Origin of the sequence: Blastococcus saxobsidens DD2 (assembly GCF_000284015.1) — a bacterium.
Lineage (GTDB): Bacteria > Actinomycetota > Actinomycetes > Mycobacteriales > Geodermatophilaceae > Blastococcus > Blastococcus saxobsidens_A.
Window position 1 is genome coordinate 1,430,566 of sequence record NC_016943.1, and the last position, 23,846, is coordinate 1,454,411.

Genomic DNA, 23,846 nt, shown 5'->3' on the forward strand with positions numbered 1-23,846 from the left:
AGCAGTTGCTCGACGCGCTGGCCGACCGCACTGCGGCGCCGATCACCGACGTGGCGATCGAGGACGCAACCGGAGCCCTGGCCCACCTCGGCCGGGCCCTCGCCGGCATGACCCATGACGGGCTCACCGCTGGCGTCAGCCGCCGGCAGCAGACCGCCGCTCAGCTGACGGCAGCCTGCACAACTGTGGGCCGGCTGTGGCCGCGCACCGGCGGACCGCTGACCGATCTGGCGGGCGCCGCTGCCGATGTGATCGGCCGCGACCGCGCCAGCATGGGTCGCGCCCACCGCTGGGCAGTCACCGTCGAACTCGCCGAAGCCGCTGACCACTGTGCCCGGCTGGCGCATCGGCTGCTGCCGCATGCCGCGGTCGCCGAGCTGGCCGCCGTCCACCGGCTGGCCGTAGCCGTCGAGCGCGATGCCCAGGGCGACCCACCGACGGCCAGCGGCGCGGCTGTCCTGAATCGCCTGGTGCCGGTGTCCGGCCTGCCACGAGCCGGCGAGAGGGTGACCGCCGTCGATGCCGCAGCGGCGCTCACCGCGGCGCTGGACCGAGCCCTGCGCACCGACGGCCTGACCCTGCGTGAATTCCGCGCCGCTGTTGCCGCCGCCGAAATCACGAGCGACTCCGCCGCGTCCGTCGTAGCCGCTGCGGCGGGTGACGAAGGTATGCGACCCCTGCTGACAGCCGTCGCCTGGGAACTTACGGGCAGGATCAGCATGACCTTTGAGGATGGCCACCGAGCCCGGCCCACTGACCCTCACGGCGTCGTTCCTTGGGCACGCAGCCTCGCCGACACGCTTTGCAACGACGTGGGGTCCAACGCCGACCTCAGCGCGCTCCGCGACCGGGGCGACCTCCCGCGCCTGACTCGCACGGTCCAGGAGGTGAGCAACCAGCTTCCCGTCCTCGCCGACCGACTCGTCGCGGGCGTCGACCGTTGGTCTCGCACCGGTCGGCTCTACGCCGCCGCCCGGGACCTGCCGCGCATGGACAACATGCCCGAGGACCGAGTTCGGGAGGTGATCGCCGGCCGCCGAGTACAGGCCCGCGGCGCTGATCTCGACCGCCTCCGTCGCGCGCTGGCCTCGGCCGGCGCGCTGTCGAGCAGCCTGGCCGACGCGGTCAACCGCGCCGTGTCCCCGGCCGCTCCGAGTCAGCGCCACCTTGCCGGGCTCTACGCCGAGCGAGCCCGAGCGCCCGGCCGCGGCGAGCGCCTGCTCAGCCACGCCGACAACGTGGCCGAGGCCATCGCAGGATCCCGATGTGCGCCGATCACCACCCCCGCGCCGGGTGCAGGAGGCACTGGCCGCTACTGATCTGCGAGGGCTCCGCGAATACGCGCCCAGAGCTTCCTGCGGGGCGGCTCGGGCTCGGAGCGGTCGTCGGCGTCGCGTCGGTACGTCGTGGCGGTGTGGCTGCCTTGCTCACCCTGTGCCGCCGGGGGCAGGAGAGGCATCCTGACCGCCAGGCGCGCTGCGCTCTCCTCACTCCGACGCCCGGGAGCAGGGGGCTCGACCACCTTGATTCCCGCGTTCGTCAGCATGCCTAGGTCGAGCCGCCACTGATGGGCCGACCGCCTGTTCCACAGAGCGAAGGCCAGGTCGATGTGGGCGTCAGCCTCGCCGGTCGACCAGCCGTTGACCGCCCGAAGGTGCGCCTTTGCCCCGGCGGAGGTGCCGGTGATCTCGGCGAAGCCGAAGTGCGTGGCCCGGTGACAAGACCAACACAGCGCGAGCAGGCGGCGCAGCGTCTGGGTGTAGGTGGCCTCGTCGTACTCCCAGCGCTCATGGGCTTCCAGCCGCTGGCGGTCGCGGCCGCGCGGAGCGCCGCAGGCCTCACAGCGGTTGCCGGCCCGCCGGTAAACCATGGACCGGAGCGCGTCCCACTGGCTTTCGTCAACGCAGCTGCGGACGTTGGTGAACCAGCAGGTCGACGGAACGAGGTCGACGAAGAGGCCTTGGCCGAAGCTGCGGTCCTCCCCGGGCAGGAGTTCCGGCATCCGGGGCTCCCAGCGCGCCAGTTTCGGCAGCAGTGCCTCCTGCGGCGCGTACCAGCGACGAACGTCGGGATCCCAGCGCGCGCCTGCCGACTTGGCGGCGTCCTTCTCGCCGTAGGGAACATCGAGCCATAGGCGCTCGGCCATCCCGACACTCCGTACTCCTCGGGAGCCATCACTATGCAACAGGGGCCCGACAAGACCGTGGCCAGACGCATGGCGTCGGGGGCAGCGGACCGTGTGGGCGACACGGCGATGCACCGATGCACCGATGCACCGATCGTCCATTCCCGAACGGGATGCGTAAGCCAGCCCTCCCGCCGTGCGGTGAGATGAGCCCATGACGGCCGACGATGCTCAGCCAGCGGGCACACAGAATCCATTTATGCCCAATGCAGGAGCCGGTCGAAGAACTCCCTGACCGTGTCCGAGGCACGGTCTTCGGTGAGTTCGTAGCCGCTGAAGCGGTAGACCTCGTAGCCGGAAAGGCGAAGGTCCCGATCGCCGCGGGTTGTAACGCTGTAGATGCGTGGGCTCGGCTCGCCGGCGGAGGTCGCGTAGTGCTGCTGCCCGTCGACCTCGAGCGCGACTCGTCTTAGCCCGGGCAACAGCATCAGAAAGTCCATGCGCTGGTTGAGGTAGGCGTCCTCCCCGCGTTGGGCTCGCGAGACCGGATCCCAGTGCAGCCACACCTCCGGCAGCAGCGCGAACAACGGGTCGTGCCCCTTCGCGTAGTCGTAGTAGGCGCCGAAGAGCGCCCGCTGGGCCGGTGACACGTCGGCGCAGACATTCGCGAGACGTTGCCAGAGCTCACGCTTTGCCTGCGCGGCCGGGATGTCCCGGCGGCGCGACCACCAAGACTCGACGTCACGCCAGGTCAGTCCGCGCTCGCCGACGGGCACGTCGTAGGCGAGCACCGTGTCATCTCCAGTGAGGACCTCGATGCTCTGATCCAGCACGTCGCGGATCCGCAGTGCGGGCTTGGCGTGGGGGGAGGCAAACAGGATGAGTTGGGCCGGGCGGGGGCGAGTTCCCGCGCCGACGATGGTGAAGTCCGGGTAACCGTCGGTCGTGCCGGACTCGACGATCTTCAGTCCTGCGCGGGTCAGGACCGGCGAGATCGCTGCGACCAGCGCCCGCTGACGAGGCTCGTTCGGGTTCACCGATCCGGACAGCAGCCCCTCAAGAAACAGCGCGAACCGGCGATCACCACCGTCGAGGGCGCCGACTTCTTTGAAGAACTCAATCGTCGTCCAGTCGGGATTCCAGATCATGTGCCGGGCGACCGGCTCGTAAGGGTCCTTCCAGTCGAATGACCACGCCGGCGGGTGCAGCACCCAGTGCCGCTTGACAACGTTGAGCAGCCCGTCGGCCTCCGACCAGATTGCCCCGGATGCATCTAGGGCCTCGGCGAGCTCACGGCGCACCCGGGCGGTGATCGGCGGCCAGTTCTCCCGTGACCAGAGCAGATCCTCGACCCGGTTCCGCAGCTCGATCGACAGATTGCCTTGCTGAAGGAACCGGGCGCACACGGCCTCGTAGTCGCTTGGTGAGATGGCGTCGAACGCCCGGTCAAGTCGCTGCTGCTTAGACAGCGGCGTGACGTCCTCCCCGACCGGCGACGGGTCCGGCTGCTGTCCGGGGATGTCCAGTCCCAGCGACGCACCGGCCGTGTCCAGATCCACATGCCTGAGCCCGTGCAGGCTCGACACCAGTTCGCGGGCGAGATCGCGGGCCTTGCTATCCACGGCAGTCGGCTCCGCTGGCATCTCAGTCGCCAGCCCCGCGCCGACGAACGAATCCGGCATCCCGCTCACGCGGTCGCGTCACCACGGCTGGCTCCGCCTTCAGGAGCCACGGGCATCCCGCTCTTGCCATGAGCTCATCGTGCACGACGGGTATGACAGATCTGGGCCAGTCAAAGATCGTCAGGGGCATGGAACGAGAGCCCGACGCCGCATCTGATCGGCTCGGCGTCAGCAACGCATGGGGATCAGGACAGCTGTCGCACCCGAATCGCTCGGTTCATTCCTTTGACCAACATCTTCCCGTTCGAGATCTCGACCGTCGGCCGATAGGAGTAGTAGTACGAGTAGTAATACTCGTCTTGACGCCACACTGAGCCATCTGTGAGTTGAACGATCGTGTCACCAGACCAGCCTGACCATTCACCGTCCACATAAAGAGTCAAAGTGGTCCTCCCGCAAAAACGTCAAGTGTTCTGCGGCCAGGCTACTTCGGAGGACCGACATGCTGGTGGCCGCAGAGCGGCCGTCGCGGCATGCCGTTCCTGTAAGCAGATCCTGCTGCGGAACAGCGACCGCGCGGATCGCGGCAGATGAGGATGTTCGGGAGCGACGCCTGTCCGAGCAGACCCGGTCCTCTGGCCGGTTCCGAGGTCGGACGACAGACAGGACCGCGTGCACCGACGTTGCCGGGAACGATGGCAGCGCAACGATCGCTTATGCCGATGAGCGGACGTCTCACGGACCCGTTGTGGTGGGTCTCTGTGCGTCAGGACTGGCCTAGGTGAAGCTGAACTGACCTGCTGCTGCGCGCGTAATCGTCACCGTCGCGCCCTGCAGGCTGAAGTCGAGCAGCAGGCCGCTGTCGAGGACCGCCGCGACGCCCGCGTGATCACGGGCGACAACCACACCGAGAACCGAGCCGCCCTCGGCCAGGATGCTGAACTCATCGCCGTCGTCAGAGACGACAATCGTCACCGGCACGGGTTCAGCAGCCGGCCGCGAGACAGGGTCGCCGCTGCTGAGACGGGCCTGCGCGGTGACAGACCCGGTCGCCATCATTTCGCCCAGCTTGTGCCGGTCTCCGCCCTGGACGTACTGCAGCAGGTCGAGCACGTCGGTCGGGGTCGCGCCGAGGTCCACGCGCCACCCGCGGATGTGTTGCTCGCTCAGGTACTCGCGCAGACCCGCCTCATCCAGCCCGCCATCCCTGTGCGTCAGGCTGGCGTGAGACACCTCGAGTAGCGCTTCCTCACTCTGCACAGGGCGAGACGGGTTGATCACGATGACGATGACGGACACGGACCTGCGCACGGGACCGGTGGGCGCCGACGATGGGGCGGTGAGTCCTCGAGCCGAGCGCCCCCGGCGGCGGTCCTTCACCGCCGAGTACAAGCTGCAGATCCTGGCCGAGTACGAGGCTGCGCAGCCCGGTGAGCGGGGTGCACTGCTGCGCCGGGAGGGCCTGTACTCCTCGCACCTGGTCGAGTGGCGCCGCGCCCGCGATACCGGTGCCCTGGCGGGACTGGAGGGCCGGTCGCGGCCGGCCAGGCGGACGCCCGAGCAGGTCGAACTCGAGCGACTCCGCCGGGACAAGGCGAAGGTCGAGGCCGAGCTGGCGCGCACCAAGGCCGCGCTGGAGGTCGTGGGAAAAGCACACGCGCTCTTGGAGCTGCTCTCCGAGAGCGCGGACACCGACACGCGGTCGAAGAAGTGATCGCCCCCGCGGTCACCGAGCTGGCCGCGCACACGTCCACCGCGCGGGCGTGTGCGCTGCTGGGCTGGTCGCGGGCCACCCACTACCGCGCCCAGAAGCCGGTCGCGCAGCGCGAGAGAAGGCCACGGCCGGCGCCGCCGAACGCGCTGACCGACGCCGAACGAGAGGCTGTGTTGGCCCGGCTGAACAGCTCTCGGTTCGCCGACAAGTCCGTCGCCCAGACCTGGGCCACGCTGCTGGACGAGGGCGAATACCTGTGCTCGATGTCGACCATGCACCGGCTGCTGCGAACCGCCGGGCAGTCCCGGGAGCGGCGCCGTCAGGCCACCCATCCGCCACGGGCCCGCCCGGAGCTGCTGGCCACCGCGCCAGGGCAGGTCTGGAGCTGGGACATCACCAAGCTGCGCGGACCCGAGCGCGGCGTCTACTACGACCTCTACGTGGTGATCGACATCTTCTCCCGCTACGTCGTCGGCTGGACCGTCGCCGCCCGGGAGGACGCCGAGATCGCCAAGGCTCTACTCGCGGACTCCATCAAGGTGCACGGCGCCCCGAGCAGCGTGCACGCCGACCGCGGCACCTCGATGACCTCCAAGCCGGTCGCCCAACTGCTGGTCGACCTCGGCGTCGCCCGCAGCCATAGCCGCCCGCACGTCTCCAACGACAATCCGTTCTCCGAGGCGCAGTTCAAGACGCTGAAGTACGCACCGGTCTTCCCCGACCGGTTCGGCTGCCTGGCCGACGCCCGCGCGTTCTGCGAGGCGTTCTTCGCCTACTACAACCACGAGCACCGCCACTCCGGTCTCGGGCTGCACACCCCCGCCTCGGTGCACCACGGCACCGCCGGCGAGGTCCGGGCCCAGCGAGCGGCCACCCTGCAGACGGCCTACGCGGCCAACCCCGCCCGCTTCGGCCACCGACGCCCGACACCACCGCAGCTGCCGACCGCGGCCTGGATCAACCAGCCCAGCAGGGAGGCCCTCATCCAGAACAACTAACGCGATCTTGTCTCAACCGGCTTGACAGGTTCCGCATCCCGTGCGATCCGGCCGAGGTCACGTGCCAGCGTCCGGGACCTCACATCACGGACGAGCAGGTCGATGGCAAGCGGGGTGTCGACGCCGTAGCGCAGGTGGGCGGCGGTGCTCGCCAACAGCTGCAGCGGGCTCAGGCGTGACAGCAGGATGTCGTTTGCCTGGGCGATGACGAGACCGACGGTCCACGCCAGATAGTGCTGCACTCCCTCACTGATCCCGTCGACCATCTGCTCAAGCCGGAACGCCGAGTCCGCCACCTCGGTGAGGTGGGTGTCGGCGAGGTCGCTGAGGTCACGACCGGCGATCCAGTCACGAACGACTGGGGCGGCGTCGACCTCGACGAGGGCACCTCGGGGTGACATCCGAAAGCGCCAGTGCCTGGTCGCCTCTGGCAGCTGCAGCAGTTGTGCGTACACGTCCTGCTCGGCAAGAACGTCGAGGGTCTCGTCGAGCGAGCGCTCACCGAGGCCGCCAATGAGCTGTACTTGGTCGGCGAGAGCTGCGGCGATCGACTCGATCACCGCAGCTGATCCCAGGCTCGTCCCGGCCTGCGCCCAGCGACGGCGAGACGCCTGCGGGGTCTGCGCGTATCGCGCAGCGACGACGTCGGCGAGTGCCAGCCACCGCGACTTCAGGTCATCCGGGAGCTGAGTGAAGGCGAACAGTCGCCTGACGACGTCCTGCCAAGTGCGGGTGTTGGCGAGGTCCGGGACGAGCTCGAGGGTGTGGAGGATCAACCAGACGTAGTTGACGAAGCCGCCCGTTTCCCGGTCAGGAGGCAGCTGCAGAATCGCGTCCTGCGTCTGTGCCACCAATGCTTCTGCTTCGGCGAGGGCGGCAAGGGCTGTGTCGCCAGCTAGGGTCGAACGGACCTCCAAGTCGCTCGGTGCGGGCGTCAGCCGATCGAAGTCGCTGCCTTCCAGGGTCTTCTGCAGGGCGAGCACGATCCAGCCCTCGGACTCCTTGCCGGCGCGGCCGGCACGGCCGACAGCGTTGAGCAGCTGCGCGGCAGACATCCGTTGACCGGGATCTTGGCCTTCGTACTCGGTCGTCGCTATAACAACGGTTCGGACGGGGAGATTCACGCCGTCGGTGAGGGTGCTCGTTGCGACGACTGCCCGAATCGTCTCGCTGCGGATCGCATCCTCGACGGCTTCCTGTACCTCGACGGGCAGACCGGCATGGTGGTATGCAACGCCCTTGCGGACGCAGCCGACCAGGGGGTGATCGACACCGAGCCGTGCGGCGAGCGCATCAGCGAGGCCCTGCGACCGCGGGTCGTCGTCCAGCTCGGCAGCCATGACCTTCGCTGCGTCGCGTGCCGTGGCTCGCTGGGTGACGACCATCAGCAGGCTGCCGGCCCGGAGCAGCAGCCTGGCTGTCCTGGCCGTCGTCACGTACGCCGGCGACGTGTTGCCGGACCCGGTTTTGCGCCGGTTGTCGGCGCCGATGACCAGCTGACCGATCGGGGTGTCGTCGCTGGTGACCAGGTGCTGCTCGGTCGCGCTTGTCGGGCGGACCGCGAGGTGGGCACGCAGGTCGTACCGGGTCTTGTCCGCCGCACCACGGCGACCGGGGACGACGGCACGGCTCGCCTCGATTTTGTCAGTAGCCGTTAGCACGTGTAGCCGTCGTGGCGCGCGCCAGTCGTCGGTGAACAGCACGTCTCCCTGCCCGGCCGACGTCCAGGCTGCGAGGGACGCGGCGTTGCCCATGACGCCGGAGAGCAGCATCAGCCTTGCGTCGCTGGCGTCCAGCAGGGACAGCAGCCCTTCGAGCAGCAGTCCGGAGGTTGTCCCGGGTCTCGTAGAAGTTGAGGTGGCCGGTCCCCCGCCCGCACCGGCCGTGAGGTAGGTGTTGGGCGTCCGCCAAGACACCACTTCGAGCAGGGGACCGCCGTGACCAAGAAGTACCAGAAGGACAAGATCGACACGCCTACCGGCGACGGAGTCGTCGTGCCGGAGCGGGTGAATGTGGCGATGGCCGAGATCGCCGGCACGATGCGTGAGGGCCTGCTCGCCCTCGCGGTCGGCGCCGGCCTGCAGGTGATGCAGGCGCTGATGGAGGCCGACGTGACCGGGATGGCCGGGCCGAAGGGCAAGCACGATGCCGGTCGGACCGCGGTCCGGCACGGCTCCGAGCGCGGGTCGGTGACCCTGGGCGGGCGGCGGGTGCCAGTGAGCCGTCCGCGGGTGCGCGCCGCTGACGGCTCCGGCGAGCTGTCCGTGCCCACCTACGAGCTGTTCAGCGGCACCGAGATCCTCGGGTCGATGGCGATGGAGCGGATGCTGGCCGGCCTGTCCACCCGCCGCTACCGGGTTGGCCTGGAACCGGTCGGCGACCACGTCAGCGCGGCGGCGAAGGCGACGAGCAAGTCGGCGGTGTCCCGGAAGTTCGTGGCGATGACCGAGACCGCCCTGGCCGAGCTGCTTGCCGCGGACCTGTCCGCATTGGACCTGGTCGCGCTGATGGTCGACGGGGTGCACTTCGGCGAATCCTGCTGCGTCGTCGCGCTGGGCATCGACTCCGAGGGGGTCAAGCACCCCCTCGCCCTGGTCGAGGGGGCGACGGAGAACGCCACGGTGGTCACCGACCTGCTGGTCGGCCTGCGCGATCGGGGGCTGGACGTGAGCCGGCCGATCCTGGTCGGCATCGACGGGGCGAAGGCGCTGCGCAAGGCCGTGGTCGACGTCTTCGACCACCCGGTGATCCAGCGCTGCCAATTGCACAAGATCCGAAACGTTCAGGACCGACTACCGCAGCGGCTACGCGGCCCGGTCGGCACAAAGATGCGCGCGGCCTACCACGCCGACTCGGCGCTAGAGGCCGAGGCGGCGCTGACCGGGCTGGCCCGGGAGCTGGACAAGACCCACCCGAGCGCGGCTGCCAGCCTGCGCGAAGGCCTGCACGAGACGCTGACCGTGCTGCGCCTGGGGGTGCCGCCCACGCTGGCCCGCACGCTGCGCTCGACCAACGCGATCGAGTCGATGATCTCCATCTGTCGTGATCACGCCCGCAACGTCAAGCGCTGGCGGGACGGGCAGATGGCCCTGCGCTGGTGCGCCGCCGGCATGGTCGAGGCCGGCAAGCAGTTCCGCCGGGTCAACGGCCACCTGCACCTGGCGAAGCTGCGCGCCGCGCTCGACGCCGAGATCACCGGAACTGTCACACCCGCCGTGCATGATGAGGAGGTCGTCGCAGCCTGACGCACAACGGGCCGCCACCGAAGTTCTACGGAACTCGGGACATCCTCGCAGTCCGCGGCCGCCGGATTGAGCGATGAGGTGCGCCTCGTCGATGATGAACAGGCTGAACCGGCTCAAGACCTCCTGCGGCGACTGCCGCAGCGCGTTCATGAGTCGCTCGGGCGTCATCACCTCGACTTGCGGAAGCTGGCTGGAGCTCTCGTCTGTGTCTTGCAGGCCGCCGCTGGTGAGGTCCTGCGTGCCGAAGCCGTCGGGAAGGTCTGCGCCGAGCCGACGGTCGAGATACCTCAGCCGGGACCGGAGCGCCTGGCGCATCTCTCGCCCGAGGCTGCGAAGCGGCGTCACGTAGCAGACATCCAGGTCGTCCTGTGCCATGTGCGCACAGATGATCAACTGCGCGAGCAGCGTCTTGCCAGCACTCGTCGGGACAGACACGAGCAGCCTCGACGTCGCCAGGCTGAGTGGACTGATCGTCGGGTGGGCGACCAGGCTGCGCTGCGGCGGCCAGAGCGTCAGGACTGGCTGCCGGTCTAGCGTGAACGCTTGCTTCACGGCCGCGGGGACGTCCGGTGGAAGCACCGCCCATACGCTGCCTTCGCTGAGCCCGTTCGCGAGGGCGAGTAAGTGCCCGGCGACCCAGCGGGTGTCCAGGTCGCTGATTCCGACCTCGGCACGGACGACGAGCAGTAGGTGGCCGCGGGCGGCCCCGAGCGCGTCGGTACTGCCTTCACGCAGGTACGTGACGAGGTCGGCGATGCCCCGCAGGAGCCGCTGCGTCGGGCCGAACATGGTCCCGTCGAGGCTGCCGAGCTGGGCCCCGCGCGTCAGCGCAGCCGCGGTGGTCGCCCACGTGCGCAGGTGCCGGTTGAGCGCGGTCATCTCGAATCCGAGGAAGAGGATCCCGGCGTGCAGCGCCACGTCTGCGCTCTCGGTGAACTCGGCAGGCTCTGCCAGAACGTAACGGAGCTTGCGGTGGACGGCGCCAGCGTTCGGGGTCTCGTCGGCGCGGTGGTACCCGACCTGCGCGGCGAACGCGGTAGCCAGCCGAACCCGGCCTGTCTCGGCCGGGTCCTCCAGGAGGAGGTCGAGGACGTGAGCGCTGACGGCGAAGGCACGGCGGCGCTGCTCCGCTGGGTATCGAGACGTCTCGGCGGTCGAGGCGATGCCGTGCAGGTACCACGCGGAGCGTCGCAGCGGTGAGAGGTCGGCTCGGAACCCGGTTTCGGTGAGGCCGCGTACGAGCTCGATCTCGAGCTCGGCGATGAGGTCGGTCAGCTCGGCGACGGTGGGGAGCTCGCTGAGCTGGACGTCGCCGAACGCGCCAGTGAGATGTTCTCTGGCTAGAGCGCGGTCCACGCGTACCTCCTCACCGTCTTGGCGAGCGCGTCGTAGCAGCTGATGCTCGTGGCGAGGCCGCGCAGCTGACCTGGCTTGCCGAGCAGAGGCAGCTTGGCCGCCATATTCCTGAACGGCGTCTTGGGCAGCGTCTGGTGCGTCGCGAGCATCACGCCGACGCCGACGAGCTCGTCACCTTGGACCCATGCCTCAGGCACCTCGGTGATGAAGGTCATCATCTCGTCGGAGTTGTCGTTCGAGACCTGTGCGAACGTGCCGACGATCTTGGCGACGTACCGCTGACCGGCCTCGGCAAGCTGTGTGTAGGCGTCGTTCAGGGTCGTGGAAAGCGACCCGGAACCGGTGTTCTTCTTGCTTTCCCAGAGCCGGAACCGCAGCGCGCCCGTGCCTGTCTCGTAGATCGAGAAGCCGTCGCCGCCGGCGTCGGTGACGTCACCCTTCGGGTCGGGCTGGACCCGGACGGCGCGGTTGTCCTTCGTGAGCAGGTGCCAGAGCCACTCGCCGACGTGCCCGTGCAGGTGGTGCTCGCTCTTCTCGGCGTTGGGCAGTCCGAACACCGGCTCGACGAACGACGCGATGATGCGGTTGGTCGGCGACGGGATTCTGGTGCCCGCGAGCGTGTGCTGCCTCCACATGTCGTGCAAGGCGGTGGCGGGCCCGAAGCGGGCCCGCATGATTGTGTCGATAAGCACCCAGGCGAGCGCGCCGGCCTCCTCGGGGGTGAGGCTGACGGCGACGTGTGAACTCCATTCGCACTTGCCTGCGGCAGCGGAGCCGTCGTGGAACGCTCGTTTCAGGTAGTCACCGACTGTCAGGCGGTTGTTGGTTCGAGCGAACTCCTCAGACTGCGCAGGCGTCGGACCCACCGGGGCGGGTGCCGGGGGCGGTGCTGCGGGCGAGTCGGGAGTCGTCACAGGTGCTGACCCTCGGATCGGGTCGCGGGTACCTGCACAAGGTCGACGACGAGCGGACGCCCCACTTCACCTTGCGAGCTTGGGAGCGTCGTCGTCACGGTCCCATCATCCCGTAGCCGAAATCGTCGCGTCTGCCTGCCTGCGGGGCGAGGGACGGTCTCCGGGGTCCGCTCTCGGGCACCGCGCGATGCATGTGACGTGCGCTCCCGAACGTGCGCTCATGCCGCTGATCGCGCCACCCACCTGCCCGCGACCAGAAGCGCCCGTTCTGCTCGTTCGGAGGGGCAGCAGCATCGACCGCGCATCGGCACATCGGCACGTCCGGACGTCTCGGAAGCCGAACGGCTACAGGGAATGGTGCAGGTTAGTCGGGGTGGCTTGAGGCGGGTGTCCCGGTAGACCCGTCCGGTGACGATCTTCGTAGGGGGACGCCAGCTGGGACACTTGCGCCGGGCCGGTCGTCGATCTGAGAGGCGGCGCGGTGGTCCGTTCGGCTCCCAGCACTGCGTTGTGGACGGTGCCGGGCGGGACGCCGAGGGTCTGGGTGACTCGGTCGATGTGTGCCAGCCACCGGCTGGGAGGCAGAGCCGTGATGATGGCGCCAACTTGGTGCAGTGTCGTGTGGAGGTCCGCGGGGTTCCTGTCGAAGCACGCCGCGTCAAGGAAGGCGTCGGCGAGGCTGGTCGCGGTGTCGATGGCGTTGCGCAGCGCGGTGGCGCCGTCTCGGTAGAGGAGGTCGGCGGGATCAAGCCCGTCGGGTAGGGCGAGGCGGCGCGGGTGGTCGCCGCGTGCGGTGAGCAGCCAGAAGATCCGCTCGGCGGCCTGATGCCCGGCGGGGTCGTTGTCGGTGGCGACCAGGATGCCGGGGCCGTCGGCGTGGATGTGCGGCCGTAGCAGGTCGGCCTGCTGATCGGTTAGCGCGGTGCCGAGGGTGGCGACGCCGACGGTCCGGCCGTCGGCGGCCAGGGTGAGGGCGATCGCGTCCAGCGGCCCTTCGACGAGGGCCAGCGCGGCTCCGGCGGCCAGCGCCAGTTGGGCCCCGTGCAGTCCGAGCAGGTGCTCGCTCTTGCGGTATAGGTCGGTCGTCGGGGTGTTGAGGTACTTGGGACCGGCGCGGCCGTCGTCGGTGGCGGCGGGGTTCCGGCGGGCGACGAAGCCGCGGATCGCGCCGTCGGTGTCTCGGATCGGGAAGGTGAGCCTGTCGCGGAAGCGATCGATCAGCCGGCCAGTGGACGCGCGCGAGGCCAGCCCGGCGGCCAGCAACTCCTCGTCGGTGGCCCCCGAGCGCCGCAGGTGGTCGGTCAGGGACGTCCAGCCGCCCGGGGCGTACCCGACGGTGAACCGGGAGTCGCGGGCGGGATCGGTACCCAGCCGCTCGCGCAGGTAGCCGAGCGCCCAGGAGCCGGGGTAGTGGGCGGTGAAGAAGGCTGCGGCCTGGGTGTTGAGTTCGATGAGCCGGTCGCGCCCGACGGCGGCGGTGGCCCAATAGTGCTGCTCGAGCAGGTAGTCGGCCTCGTCGACGCCGCCCGGGCCGGCCGGGGTGAACGGGTCGGGGGTCAGGAAGGTCGGCTCCGCCATTCGAGACGGCGGCCGGGCGTCGTCCCGGTCGGGGGTGTCCTCGGGCGGCAGGTCGGCCAGCAGCGGGTCGTCCGCGCTGATCCACACCGGCGCGTCGGGTTGGGGGAGGAGGTGGGCGTCCTCGGGTGGCCGCAGATCGCTCGGGAGCGGTTCGGCGGTCTGGACCGGGGCGGGGTCGGTGAGGGCGGTGACGCGGAACACCAGCGCCTCGACCGCCGTGCCGGCGGCGAGCGTGCCGGGCAGGCCGGTCGCGGCGGTCGCGACCAGCTCGTCGGCGTCCCATCCGGCGCGGACGGCGGCGGAGACCGCCGCGACCAGCGCGGGCCAGGCCGGGTCGACCAGTGCACTGCGCTCCGACTCCTGGGGAAGCTGCCGGAGCAGGGCGGGGTACCAGTCCGGGCGGGGCGGGAGCGCGGCGGCCTGCGCGGGAATGGTGGCCGGTCCGAGGTGCGGGGCCAGCCGCCACCAGAGGGCGGCGGCGGGCAGGTCGTCGGGCAGCGGCTGTCCGGCGGCGAGGGCGGTCAGCAGCCCGGCGGCGTCGAGGCCGGCGCGGTCGGCGGCGGCGAGCCGGCCGGCCAGGGCCGGCCAGTGCTCGTCACGTCGGATGCGGGGGTCGATGCCGTCGGCCAGCGCGGCCCAGGTCGACGTGCCCCGCGACGGGAGCACGGTGGACAGGACCCGGTCGAGCCGGCGCTGATGGGTGCGCTCGGCGGCGGCCGGCCGTTGGGGGCCGGTGGGCCGCCGCTCGGCGTCGGGGATGTCGAGGGCGGACCGCCACACGGCGAGGTCCGCCCGCAGTGGCGACGGCGCGGTGTCCAGCAGCGGCCGGGCCCAGCCCGGGGCGGTGGCCGCTGTCCAGGTTCCGGCGGCCCGGGCCACTTCGTCGGCGCGCCCGGTGACCTGCTCGGCCCGGGCGGCCAGGTAAGGCCCCCAGTGCGGGTGGTCGGCCAGCTCGGCCGGGACGGCGGGCAACCAGGGCAGCGGCCCGCCGGCTGGGGCGGCCGGGTGCTGGGGGTGCAGCCGCCAGTCCAGGACGGCGGCGGGGTCGGCGGCGCTGCCCAGTTCCCGGCCAGTGGCGGCGTTGCGGAGGGCGGTGAGCGGGTTGGTGCCGGAAAGAGCAGCCAGCGCGAGGCGGGCGCGCAGCGTGGGCCAGGACGGTGCGGTGGTGAGCCCGGCGTGCAGCCGCTCGGCGGCGTTCTCCAGTTCTTCTCCGGCCTGCCGGCCGAGAGTGTGGTCGGCGGCGAACTGCAGCGCGTCGGTGTATCGGGCGGCCGCGTGGGCCAGGAGGGTGGCGGGCTGCGCGGCGGCCCGCCCCGCCGTGGTGGCCGAGATCTGTGCGCCGTCGCGGGCCAGGATCGCGGTGAGCAGGTCGGTGGCGGTCGGCGGACACACCGCGGCCGGGGTGATGACGCTGTGCGGGTCGCCGTCGCCGGCGGTGGCGAGGTAGAGGTGGTTGGCGGTGCGACCGCGGGTGAGCGCCACGTACAGCATCTGCCGGCTCTCGGCCCCGGAGAGCACGGTGTGGCACGCCTCCGCGGTGTGCCCCTGCGCGGCGTGCACGGTGCTGGCGTAGCCGAGCTGCACGTGTTCGCGCACGTAGCCGGCGGGCAGGGTGATCCGCCGTCCGGTGACGGCGTGGGCGACGTCCACGCGGCCGTCTGAGCTGACGCCGGTGACGGTCCAGCGGTCGCCGTTCTTCACCCAGTCGGTGGTGGTGACGCGCAGCGTGCGGTCGTTGCTGCGGGTGATGACGGCGTCCCCGGCGCCGGCCACGGTGCCGTCGGCCAGGCGCACTTCGGGACCGCCCGTGGACGGGGCGCGGGCCAGCCGGTCGGCGCGGGCGCGGTCGTTGAGCCGGGTCGCCAGCTCGCGGGTGGGGGCCAGCAGCAGCGCGTCCAGGCCGCGGGCGCGGTCGGCGGCCCAGGCCGCATACGCCTGGCCGGCGCAGGTGGACAGGTCCCCGACGTGCACCCGGTGGTGGTCGAGGTAGAAGCCCAGGCCGATGGTGTCGCCGTCCCGGAGGGCGACGGTGGCCGCGGCCTCGGCCGGGTCGGTGAAGCGGACCAGTTCGGTGAGGGTGGCCGCGCCGTGGGCGGCGGCGATGTCGCGCAGCACGCCGCCGGCGGCGACGGAGGCCAGCTGCCGGTCGTCGCCGATCAGCCGGAGGCTGCCACCGCGACCCAGCACGTACTCCACGGCTCGGGCCAGCTCGAGAGTTCCGGCCATACCGGCCTCGTCGACCACCACCAGGGAGCGCGGGCCGATACCTGCCGCCCAGTCCGGAAGGCGGCCGCTGTCGAGGCAGGACACCAGCTTGGCCAGGGTGTCGCAGTGCCCGCCGAGGCCGGCGCGCAGCGCAGCGGTGGCGGCGGCCGACGGCGCCAGCCCGAGGACGATGCCGCCGTCGGCGGTCCAGGCCCGGGCCAGGGTGGCCAGCGCGGTGGTCTTGCCCGCACCGGCCGGGGCGAGCGCCAGCTGCAGCCGGGCGCCGCTGCCGGCCAGCTCCCGGACCAGCTGCGCCTGTCCGGGGTTGAGCTCGGCGCCGTTGGCGGTGGCCTCCAGCAGGGCCAGCCCGACCGTGCCCGGGTCGGCGCGGCGGCCGCCACCCTGACCGGCGGCGGTGACCAGCCGCGCCTCAGCGTCCAGGATCGCCCGGCTGGTGTAGAGCCGGGCGCCGGCCACCGTGTAGACGCTGGCCCCGTCGCCGCGGCGCAGCTCCGGCGGCTCGTCGACCGGGTCGATCTCGCCGAGCGGCACCGACCAGGCGAAGGAGAGGACGGTGTCGGTCAGCCGATCGACGGCGGCGTCCACGTCCTCCGGCGCAAAGGCGGCGGCGCGGACCATCCGCTCCGCCTCAGCGGCCACGTGCCAGACCTGCCAGGTGGCCCGCTGGGCACTGACGGTGTCCACCACCCGGGCGGCCGCCGCGGCCACCCAGCCGTCGGTCAGCCGGGGGGTGGTTCCCCGGGCCGGCCGGAACAGCGCCTCGTCCATCATGCGGGACAGGGCAGCCGGCGAGCCGAGAACCGCGACCGCCTCGGACCGCCACGCCTGCCGCTGATCGGCCAGCGAGCGCGGCTCGTGCTTGGGATCCCGAGTCTCCAGCGTCGCCTGCTTGGCCAGCACGATCGCCTCAACCGTCGTCGGCGGGCGGCCGTGGTCCTGCTGGAAGTCGGCGGCCAATTCACCGCGGCGGACATCGATGGCCCGGCGCCGGGTGGACCACGCGGCCAGCAGACCGGCGTCTATGCCGACAATTTCGCGTACCGGTCGCTTGCCGGGCTCGCCATCGGGCCGTGCGGCGAACCGCACACCGAGGCGGCCGACCATGTGGGTCTCCAGTCTCGTGTTGTATCGCTCGGAGGCAGCGGTGACGGCCTTGTGCAAGACCCGACCGTCCAGCGCCCGCCAGCGGCCGTCGTGGGTCTGCACCTTGTTGCTCACCGCTACGTGCGTGTGCAGATCCGGGTCGCCCGCGCGCGACTCGCGGTGCGTGAACACCGCGGCCACCAGCCCGATGGTCTCCACCTGCCGGACGCCGCCGTGGCCGAGCCGGGTGAATGTCGCGTGCTGCTCGAGCCACGCGAGAACGTCGGCGACAGCGGCGGCATGCGCAGCCTCGATCTGCTCGGCCATGTCCCGGGACGCCAGCGCCCAGAGCGCCGAGACGGACTTGACCGGCGAGAAGGTCAGGTCGTAGCCGGCAACCGCCGTCGTCGCCGGTCGGGACGCACGGGCGATGAAGCCCGACAGCTCCCGGGCATCGGCGGGCGGACGGCCGTGAGCCTCGGCGAACATCGACTGGCCCATCGCGCTGCGAATCCGCGCGCGTTCGTCTGTTGGGATCGGAGCGCCGAGTTCAGCGCCGCGGGCAGCATTGAACTCGGCGTACCTGCGAGCGCAGCGGGCAGGGAACCCGTTGGAGTCGGCGGCGAAGATCAGGAAGGGGTGGCCGAGTGCACCGGCCGCCCGTGCCTCCTCGGCGGTGCAGCCCGCCGCGAGGGCCTCCTTCTCCAGCCGGTCGGCGTCCGGATGCCGCCCCTGGCCGAAGAGGGCTTTCATCTGCTCCTCGCCGACCGGTTGCCCCTCCGACACGCCGATCAGGCCGGCCAGACCGCCCCCGGCCCACGCGCCGGGGAACTCACCGCGCCGGGAGTAGTAGTCGCCCAACCCCACGTGACCGCGTTCTGTGCTGTCGACTGCCGCCACCTGACGGGTGAGGTACGTGTAGCCGTCCCCGGCGGTCAGCTTGTGCAGTGACATCACGTCCGCGGACGGTAGGCAGGCGGCCTTCAGCCTCCCTGCAGTGATTCTCCAGTGCACTCTTGCCGCCAGCGGCGTCTCGCCCTGAGCGACTCTGGATCGGTCCGCCGCTGATGGCTCCTGCGCCAGGAGGACGTTATTCGACGGTGTGGCCTGCGTCGCTTGAGTGCGGGGAGCGGGCCCGTGACCGGCGGTGCAGAAGGTGTGTCGGCTGGATTGTCGTTCTGCATGGTCCGAGGGGTTGCCTGCCTCGGTGTCCTGTCCGGCTGGACCTTGCGAAGTCCGGACTTACCTTGCGAGTGATCTTGCGACGTCCGGAATTAGCTTGCGAGTCGCTACCGGGATCGGGCCGACCGCTGGCGAACACTGTGACGGGTGACACAGTCACCTCGGGCGGCGGAGGCCGCTGACTCACTGCGCGCGGACGGTTTTCAGGTCGGCTACCTGACCGAGGACGGCGCCGAGCTCCGGGTGCCGTTGGCCGAGGCGTGGACGGTGGCGTTCGAGCACGGAACGCCGGTGCGCCGGTTCGTATCGCGCAAGGGGCAGCGGCACCTGAGCGGGCTGTGGTGGTCTTCGTCAACCGGCGGCCACGTGGGCTTCGAGTCCTGGCTCGAGCGCGACAACTTGATGTGGCTGGACTTCGACCCGACCGTGGTCGGCATCGCATCCCAGCCGTTCTGGCTGCGCTGGACCGGCGAGGCGGGCGAGCAGGCATCGCACGCACCGGACTTCTTCGCCCGGCGGGCGGACGGCTCGGCGGTGGTCATCGACTGCCGGCCGGTGGAGCGTCGCAAGCCGCGGGACGTGGCGAAGTTCGACGCGACCGCGAGGGCGTGCGCGCTGGTCGGCTGGGAGTACCGGCTGCTCGGCGCCCCGGAGGCGGTCGAGACCGAGAACGTGCGCTGGCTGGCCGGCTACCGGCATCCTCGGCACCGGCTGCCGGAGAGCGTCGAGGCGCTGCGGCGGGTGTTCGCGACGCCAACGCCGTTGATGGCCGGTGCGGAGGCGGCGGGCGACCCGATCGCGGTGCTGCCGGTGCTGTTTCACCTGCTGTGGTCGCACGAGTTGACCGCGGACGTGTCGGTGCCGCTGCATCCGGAGACGCTGGTGAGTCCCGCGGCGGGCACGCGATGACGCCGGGACGGGCCGCGGTGCTGCGGCCGGGCGACCGGGTGCACTTCGACGGCGGCGAGCACCAGGTCATCGCGCTGGCCGGCACGTCGGTGCGGCTGCGCGCGGGCGACGGCACCGAGCAGGTGGTGCTTGCCGGCTACCTGCTGGCCTCCCCGGAGTTCGCGGTCATCGGCGGCGCGCCGGCGCCGGCGGTGCAGCCGTTCGGGCTGCTCGACCGGCTGCCGGCCGGCGTGCTGGAGGCGGCGCGGGAGTGGGAACGCCAGGTGGTGGAGGTGGAGACCGGGCTGCCGCCGAACCCGCCGTCCGGCGCGGTCCCGCGGGCGGGCTATGACCCGGCGACCACGACGCTGCGCCAGCGCGAGGAGGCGAAGGCGGCCGAGCTCGCGGTCAGCGTTCGCACAGTGCAACTGCGCCGGGCCCGCTACGCCCGGCAGGGCCTGTGGGGACTGGTGGACCAGCGGGCGGCGCGGGAGTGGGAAGCGACCGGACGGGTGGATGCGCGGCTGGTTGAGGCGGTCCGGGAGGTCATCGAGGCGGAGACCGACACCTCGACCGGCACCCGGTCGCGGCTGATCCGCCGGGCGGCCAAGGCGGTCGAGGCCACCCACGGGCCCGGGGTGGTGCCGCTGCCGGGCCGGACGACGTTCTACCGGCTGATCGACGTCCTGGCCGCCGGCCGGCACACGTTCGGCTCGGCGGTCACCCGCAGGCAGACCGCCAACCGCCCACCGGGGGTGTTCACCCCCAGCCACGCCGCCCGGCCGGGGGCGCAGGTGCAGATCGACTCCACCCCGATCGACGTGCTGGTGCTGCTGGACAACGGGACCCCGGTGCGCGCCGATCTGACGATCGCGGTCGACGTCGCCTCCCGCACCATCTGCGCGGCGGTGCTGCGCCCGGTCGGCACCAAGGCGGTGGACGCGGCGCTGCTGCTGGCCCGGATGCTGGTGCCCGAGCCGATGCGGCCGGGCTGGCCGGTGGCGCTACGGATGGCCGCCTCCCGGCTGCCGCACGCCCGGCTGGTCGACATCGACGCGCGGATGCAGTTGGCCGCGGCCCGGCCGGTGATCGTGCCGGACACCATCGTGATCGACGGCGGCAAGGTGTTCCTCTCCGACACGTTCACCCGCGCCTGCGCCCGGCTGGGCGTCTCGGTGCAGCGGGCGAGGCCGCGGACGCCGACGGACAAGCCGATCGTCGAGACGACATTCGAGGCGATCAATTCTCTGTTCTGCCAGCACGTGGCCTCCTACACCGGCTACAACACCACGCTGCGGGGCACGGATGCGACCGGCGCCTGGACGCTGCCGGAGCTGCAGGACCTGCTCGATGAGTGGCTGCTGGCCGGCTGGCAGACCCGCCCGCACGACGCGTTGCGTGACCCGCTGGCACCGCGGCGGGCGCTCTCGCCGAATGAGATGTATGCCGCGCTGGTCGCCGCCGCTGGCTACCTGCCGCTGACGCTGGCCGGGGAGGACTACCTGGAGCTGCTGCCGGTGGCCTGGCGGGCGATCAACGCCTACGGCATCCGGATCGGCTACCGCACCTACGACAGTCCTGAGCTGGGCCCGTGGCGGCAGCAGCACTCCGGGGTCACCGCCCGCCGCGGGTTGTGGGAGGTGCACTACGACCCTTATGACGCCACGCACGTGTTCGTGCGCACCGCCGAGGGCTGGCTGACGGTGCCGTGGACCCACCTGCCAATGGTCTCGGCGCCGTTCGCCGAGTTCACCTGGCGGCACGCCCGGCGCCTCGCCGCCGAGGCAGGTCGGGACGACACCAACGAGACCGAGGTCGCCCGGGTGCTCGATGACCTGCTCACCCGGGCGCAGGCCGGCCCGGTGGACAAGGTCAGCGACCGGATCGCCGCCCGCACCCGGGTCGCCGCGGCCGCGCACAGCCCCCCATCCCGGGACGATGACGCGGACGCGGACACCGCCGCGCCGGAGGACGTCGAGCGGGATGACGGCCGCGACGGGCGGCTGGCCACGGTGATCCCGTTCGGGGTCTTCGATGCCGACGCGGAGGCCGACCGGTGGTGACCGACCCCGACGGCGGCATCGACCCGGGCGGGGTCGAGGATCCGCTGACCACCAAGGAGGGCTGGCGCCGCTTCGTCGACCGGCAGCCGAGCCCGCCGGCGCTGCTCGAGACCGCGGCGCTGGCCGGGCTGCCACCCCGGCAGCGGGAGGCCTACGACCAGGCGCGGCGGGACTACCACGCCGACCTGCCGCTGGCGAACACCCCGACGATCCAGCAGCTGATCGCCACCGCACGGCTACTGGTCCAGCTCAACCGGCACCAGATCTCCGCCCGCCGCGGGGTGATCGTCTCCGGCGCCTCCGGGACCGGGAAGACGACCGCGCTGACCCAGCTGGGGCGCACCCACGAGCGGCGCACCCGCCGGCGCTTTCCCGAGGATGAGCACCGGCTGCCGGTGCTCTACGTGACCGTCCCGCCGGCGGCGACCGCGCGGATGCTGGCCGTGGAGTTCGCCCGCTTCCTCGGCCTGAGCTTCACCGCCCGGGCGAACCTCACCGACGTCACCGAGGCGGTCTGCACCACCGCCACCCGCACCCGCGTGGAGCTGGTCTGCGTCGACGAGCTGCACAATCTCAACCTGGCCACCCGCGCCGGCGCGGAAGTCTCCGACCAGCTGAAGTACTTCGCCGAGCGGCTGCCGGCCACCTTCTGCTACGCCGGCATCGACGTGGAGGCGCAGGGCCTGTTCGCCGGCGTTCGCGGCCGGCAGATCGCCGGCCGGTTCACCGTCATCCCGGCCACCGCGTTCGCCTACGGCACCACCGAGCAACGCGAACAGTGGCGCGCGCTGATCGCCACCATGGACGGCACCCTGCGGCTGCACCGCCACCGCCCCGGTGACCTGCTCGCCCTCGAGGAGCACCTCTACCGGCGCAGCGGCGGGATGATCGGCAGCCTCTCGCAGCTGGTCCGCGGCGCGGCGATCCTGGCCATCGAGGACGGCAGCGAACGCATCACCCGCGAGCTGCTCGAGACCGTCCCGGTCGACTACGCCGCCGAACGCGCCGCCACCCCGCCCCGGGCGGTCGGCAACCGGGGCGGCCGGAAGCAGGCCGCGGGCTGATGCCCCCGCTCCGGTTGCCGATCCCGGTCCCGCCGGCCCGGCACGAGACGCTGGCCTCCTACCTTGCGCGGCTGGCGAACCTGCACGGGATGGCGCCGCGCGAGCTCTGGGAGCCGATCAGCACCCCCCGCCCCGGATCCGCCCGGCGCGACGCCCTCGCGGATCGGCTCGCCGCTCTCACCGGCCGCCCAACCTCACACCTCGCCGGGGCGCTGCCCGAGTTGCGCGACCCGCCGCCAGACTGGGCCGCGTGGCGGCACCAGCCCCAGCCCGGCTGCCCCCGCTGCGACGCCCGGCACGGCGGGGGAGCGGTGGCCCGACTGCTGCCGCACCACCGCTACGTCTGCACCCGCCACCGGTACTGGATCGGGCCCCCGGACGCCGGCCAGCCGGCCACCGCTCTCGGCGACAACCTCGACGACGACCTCGACGACGTCGTCTGCGCCCAGCGGCGCCACCTGAGGCTGCTGCGCCGACACGGGCCGGCGGCGACCTTCGACGCGGTGCTGACCGGGTTCCTCATCTGCGGGCACCTGTGGGCCGACCGACCCGACGCCGACACAGTCTCCTGGCAGCTCCGATGGGAGGGCCGCACGAAGCTACTCATCCCCGTCGGAGCAGAGGCGGTGACGTTCAGCGCCTCCCGGCTGTTCGCCGCGGTATATCCCGAAGCCGTCACCCTCGCGGCGGTGCTCGCCTCACCGGCCTGGCGGCGGCTGGCCAGCGGCAGCCCCGAGCAGCAGCGGCGGTTCCGCACCGAGATCGGCCGCCTGCTCGCCCACCCCGGCTATCAGCCGCCCGACGGCGGCGACGCGATCGCGCACTGGATGAAATACGACAGCCACCGCCCGCCGAGCCGACCCGAGAAGCTCTTCCCGGACACCCGCGAGTACGGCGCGCTCCGCCCGGCTGGGGCCAGCGCCCAGAGCCAGGCCCGGACCGACCGCAGCGCCTACTGGTTCGGCATCAACCGGCGCGGCGGCAGCACCCTCCTGCACCACCGCCACATCCGCCCAGTCCTGATCCGCGACTGGTCACCCAGGATGGACGGGATCACCGCCACGATCTTCGCCAGCAGCACCACGATCGACCTGCATCGCAAGCCGGAGTCAAGGCTCGACATCGCCGACTCGACGCTACCCACGGAAGACGCCAGCGGCCGCCTGGTCACCGAAAGTGCAACCTTGACCTGAACAAGATCCGCTCGGGCTGTTCGGATCTACCTTGCGAACCGCAGGTCAGGGACGCCACCCAGCGCAATCTTCGACTGAACAGGACACTCGGCGGCTGCGCAGATCTCCGCCTCGGCCGGAGAGACCGGCGTGATGTCTGGTGCGGCCGACGAGGTGTGCCGATCGGTGTCGACCGTTGCCTCGTGCGCTTCGGAGAGAATGAGCGCCTCAAGCCACGAACGTCAGGCGGCCAGCCCAGCAAGGAGATCGGCGACCTCATCAAGGTCATTACCGCGAGGGCGTCTCGGGAGCGGCCAGCTCTACGACCTAGGTCGTGGGCCGCTGTGCGTTTGCGGTCGACGCAGCTGTCGAGGATGGCATCAACCCGCGTGCCGCCGTCGGGCTGCTTCCCCTACTGACCGGCCATGGAGGTGGGCAGGGTCGCGACGAGACGGCCACCTATTCCGGCGTCGGGACTGCTGCTCGGGTCGCCACGGACCGTCGCCGGCGGCTCGTGGTCCACGGACTGCTCGCCGTGACGCTTCACCGACACCACGATGTCGTCCGACCGTCGGTCGCTGAACCGTCGAGTCGGAGGTCGGACGCGGCCGGCATG

General features: G+C 71.4%; 14 protein-coding genes and 1 pseudogene. 8 read left to right on the top strand and 7 right to left on the bottom strand.

Annotated features, from left to right (window positions below):
* The first annotated feature begins 5 nt into the window (after positions 1 to 5).
* Positions 6 to 1,319: a hypothetical protein gene (locus BLASA_RS06795; RefSeq protein WP_166486492.1), complete on the top strand. Its 1,314-nt coding sequence runs from the start codon at positions 6 to 8 to the stop codon at positions 1,317 to 1,319.
* Here BLASA_RS06795 and BLASA_RS06800 read toward each other — a convergent pair.
* The 3 genes from BLASA_RS06800 to BLASA_RS06810 all read right to left on the bottom strand — a co-directional run bounded on the left by BLASA_RS06800 (position 1,313) and on the right by BLASA_RS06810 (position 5,046).
* Positions 1,313 to 2,146: a DUF5710 domain-containing protein gene (locus BLASA_RS06800; protein ID WP_014375329.1), complete on the bottom strand. Its 834-nt coding sequence runs from the start codon at positions 2,144 to 2,146 to the stop codon at positions 1,313 to 1,315. The genes BLASA_RS06795 and BLASA_RS06800 overlap by 7 nt on opposite strands.
* Positions 2,147 to 2,382: 236 nt before the next feature.
* Complete coding sequence (locus BLASA_RS06805) at positions 2,383 to 3,807, bottom strand: hypothetical protein (protein ID WP_014375330.1); 1,425 nt, start codon at positions 3,805 to 3,807, stop codon at positions 2,383 to 2,385.
* Between the two features lie 717 nt (positions 3,808 to 4,524).
* A complete protein-coding gene (locus BLASA_RS06810; protein WP_014375332.1) occupies positions 4,525 to 5,046 on the bottom strand; it encodes a hypothetical protein in 522 nt (173 codons plus the stop codon).
* Here BLASA_RS06810 and BLASA_RS06820 point away from each other — a divergent pair.
* Positions 5,030 to 6,459, top strand: a protein-coding gene (locus tag BLASA_RS06820) for an IS3 family transposase (protein WP_085972504.1) whose coding sequence is annotated in 2 segments (ribosomal slippage) — positions 5,030 to 5,390 and positions 5,390 to 6,459 — 1,431 coding nt in all. Because the reading frame shifts where the segments join, the coding sequence is not laid out codon by codon here. The genes BLASA_RS06810 and BLASA_RS06820 overlap by 17 nt on opposite strands.
* On the opposite strand, the gene BLASA_RS06825 is transcribed toward BLASA_RS06820, so the two are convergent.
* Positions 6,456 to 8,231 (bottom strand): helicase-related protein, encoded by a 1,776-nt coding sequence (locus tag BLASA_RS06825; protein WP_041775647.1) that lies wholly within the window; start codon positions 8,229 to 8,231, stop codon positions 6,456 to 6,458. The genes BLASA_RS06820 and BLASA_RS06825 overlap by 4 nt on opposite strands.
* Positions 8,232 to 8,396: 165 nt before the next feature.
* Between BLASA_RS06825 and BLASA_RS06830 the strand changes: the two genes are divergently transcribed.
* A complete protein-coding gene (locus BLASA_RS06830; protein WP_014374930.1) occupies positions 8,397 to 9,704 on the top strand; it encodes an IS256-like element ISBsa1 family transposase in 1,308 nt (435 codons plus the stop codon).
* A 123-nt stretch (positions 9,705 to 9,827) separates the two neighbouring features.
* On the opposite strand, the pseudogene BLASA_RS26530 reads toward BLASA_RS06830, so the two are convergent.
* A pseudogene (locus tag BLASA_RS26530) lies at positions 9,828 to 10,493 on the bottom strand (DEAD/DEAH box helicase); the annotation flags it as partial.
* Here BLASA_RS26530 and BLASA_RS24895 point away from each other — a divergent pair.
* Positions 10,395 to 10,904: a hypothetical protein gene (locus tag BLASA_RS24895; RefSeq protein ID WP_041775648.1), complete on the top strand. Its 510-nt coding sequence runs from the start codon at positions 10,395 to 10,397 to the stop codon at positions 10,902 to 10,904. The pseudogene BLASA_RS26530 and the gene BLASA_RS24895 sit on opposite strands and share 99 nt — an antisense overlap.
* A 140-nt stretch (positions 10,905 to 11,044) precedes the next feature.
* Here the strand turns inward: BLASA_RS24895 and BLASA_RS06840 are convergent, their stop codons facing one another.
* Positions 11,045 to 11,974, bottom strand: a complete 930-nt coding sequence (locus BLASA_RS06840) for a hypothetical protein (RefSeq protein WP_166486493.1) — start codon at positions 11,972 to 11,974, stop codon at positions 11,045 to 11,047.
* A gap of 345 nt (positions 11,975 to 12,319) precedes the next feature.
* Positions 12,320 to 17,815 (bottom strand): MobF family relaxase, encoded by a 5,496-nt coding sequence (gene mobF, locus BLASA_RS06845; RefSeq protein ID WP_041775650.1) that lies wholly within the window; start codon positions 17,813 to 17,815, stop codon positions 12,320 to 12,322.
* A 375-nt stretch (positions 17,816 to 18,190) separates the two neighbouring features.
* Here mobF and BLASA_RS06850 point away from each other — a divergent pair, with 375 nt between their 5' ends.
* The 4 genes from BLASA_RS06850 to BLASA_RS06865 are packed head-to-tail and all read left to right on the top strand — an operon-like array spanning position 18,191 to position 23,251.
* Positions 18,191 to 18,952 (top strand): TnsA-like heteromeric transposase endonuclease subunit, encoded by a 762-nt coding sequence (locus BLASA_RS06850; protein ID WP_014375339.1) that lies wholly within the window; start codon positions 18,191 to 18,193, stop codon positions 18,950 to 18,952.
* Complete coding sequence (locus BLASA_RS06855; RefSeq protein ID WP_014375340.1) at positions 18,949 to 20,994, top strand: Mu transposase C-terminal domain-containing protein; 2,046 nt, start codon at positions 18,949 to 18,951, stop codon at positions 20,992 to 20,994. The genes BLASA_RS06850 and BLASA_RS06855 overlap by 4 nt, the downstream gene beginning before the upstream one ends.
* Entirely contained in the window at positions 20,991 to 22,058 is a 1,068-nt protein-coding gene (locus BLASA_RS06860) for a TniB family NTP-binding protein (protein ID WP_014375341.1), read from the top strand. The genes BLASA_RS06855 and BLASA_RS06860 overlap by 4 nt, the downstream gene beginning before the upstream one ends.
* A complete protein-coding gene (locus BLASA_RS06865; RefSeq protein WP_014375342.1) occupies positions 22,058 to 23,251 on the top strand; it encodes a TniQ family protein in 1,194 nt (397 codons plus the stop codon). The genes BLASA_RS06860 and BLASA_RS06865 overlap by 1 nt, the downstream gene beginning before the upstream one ends.
* Positions 23,252 to 23,846 lie beyond the last annotated feature (595 nt).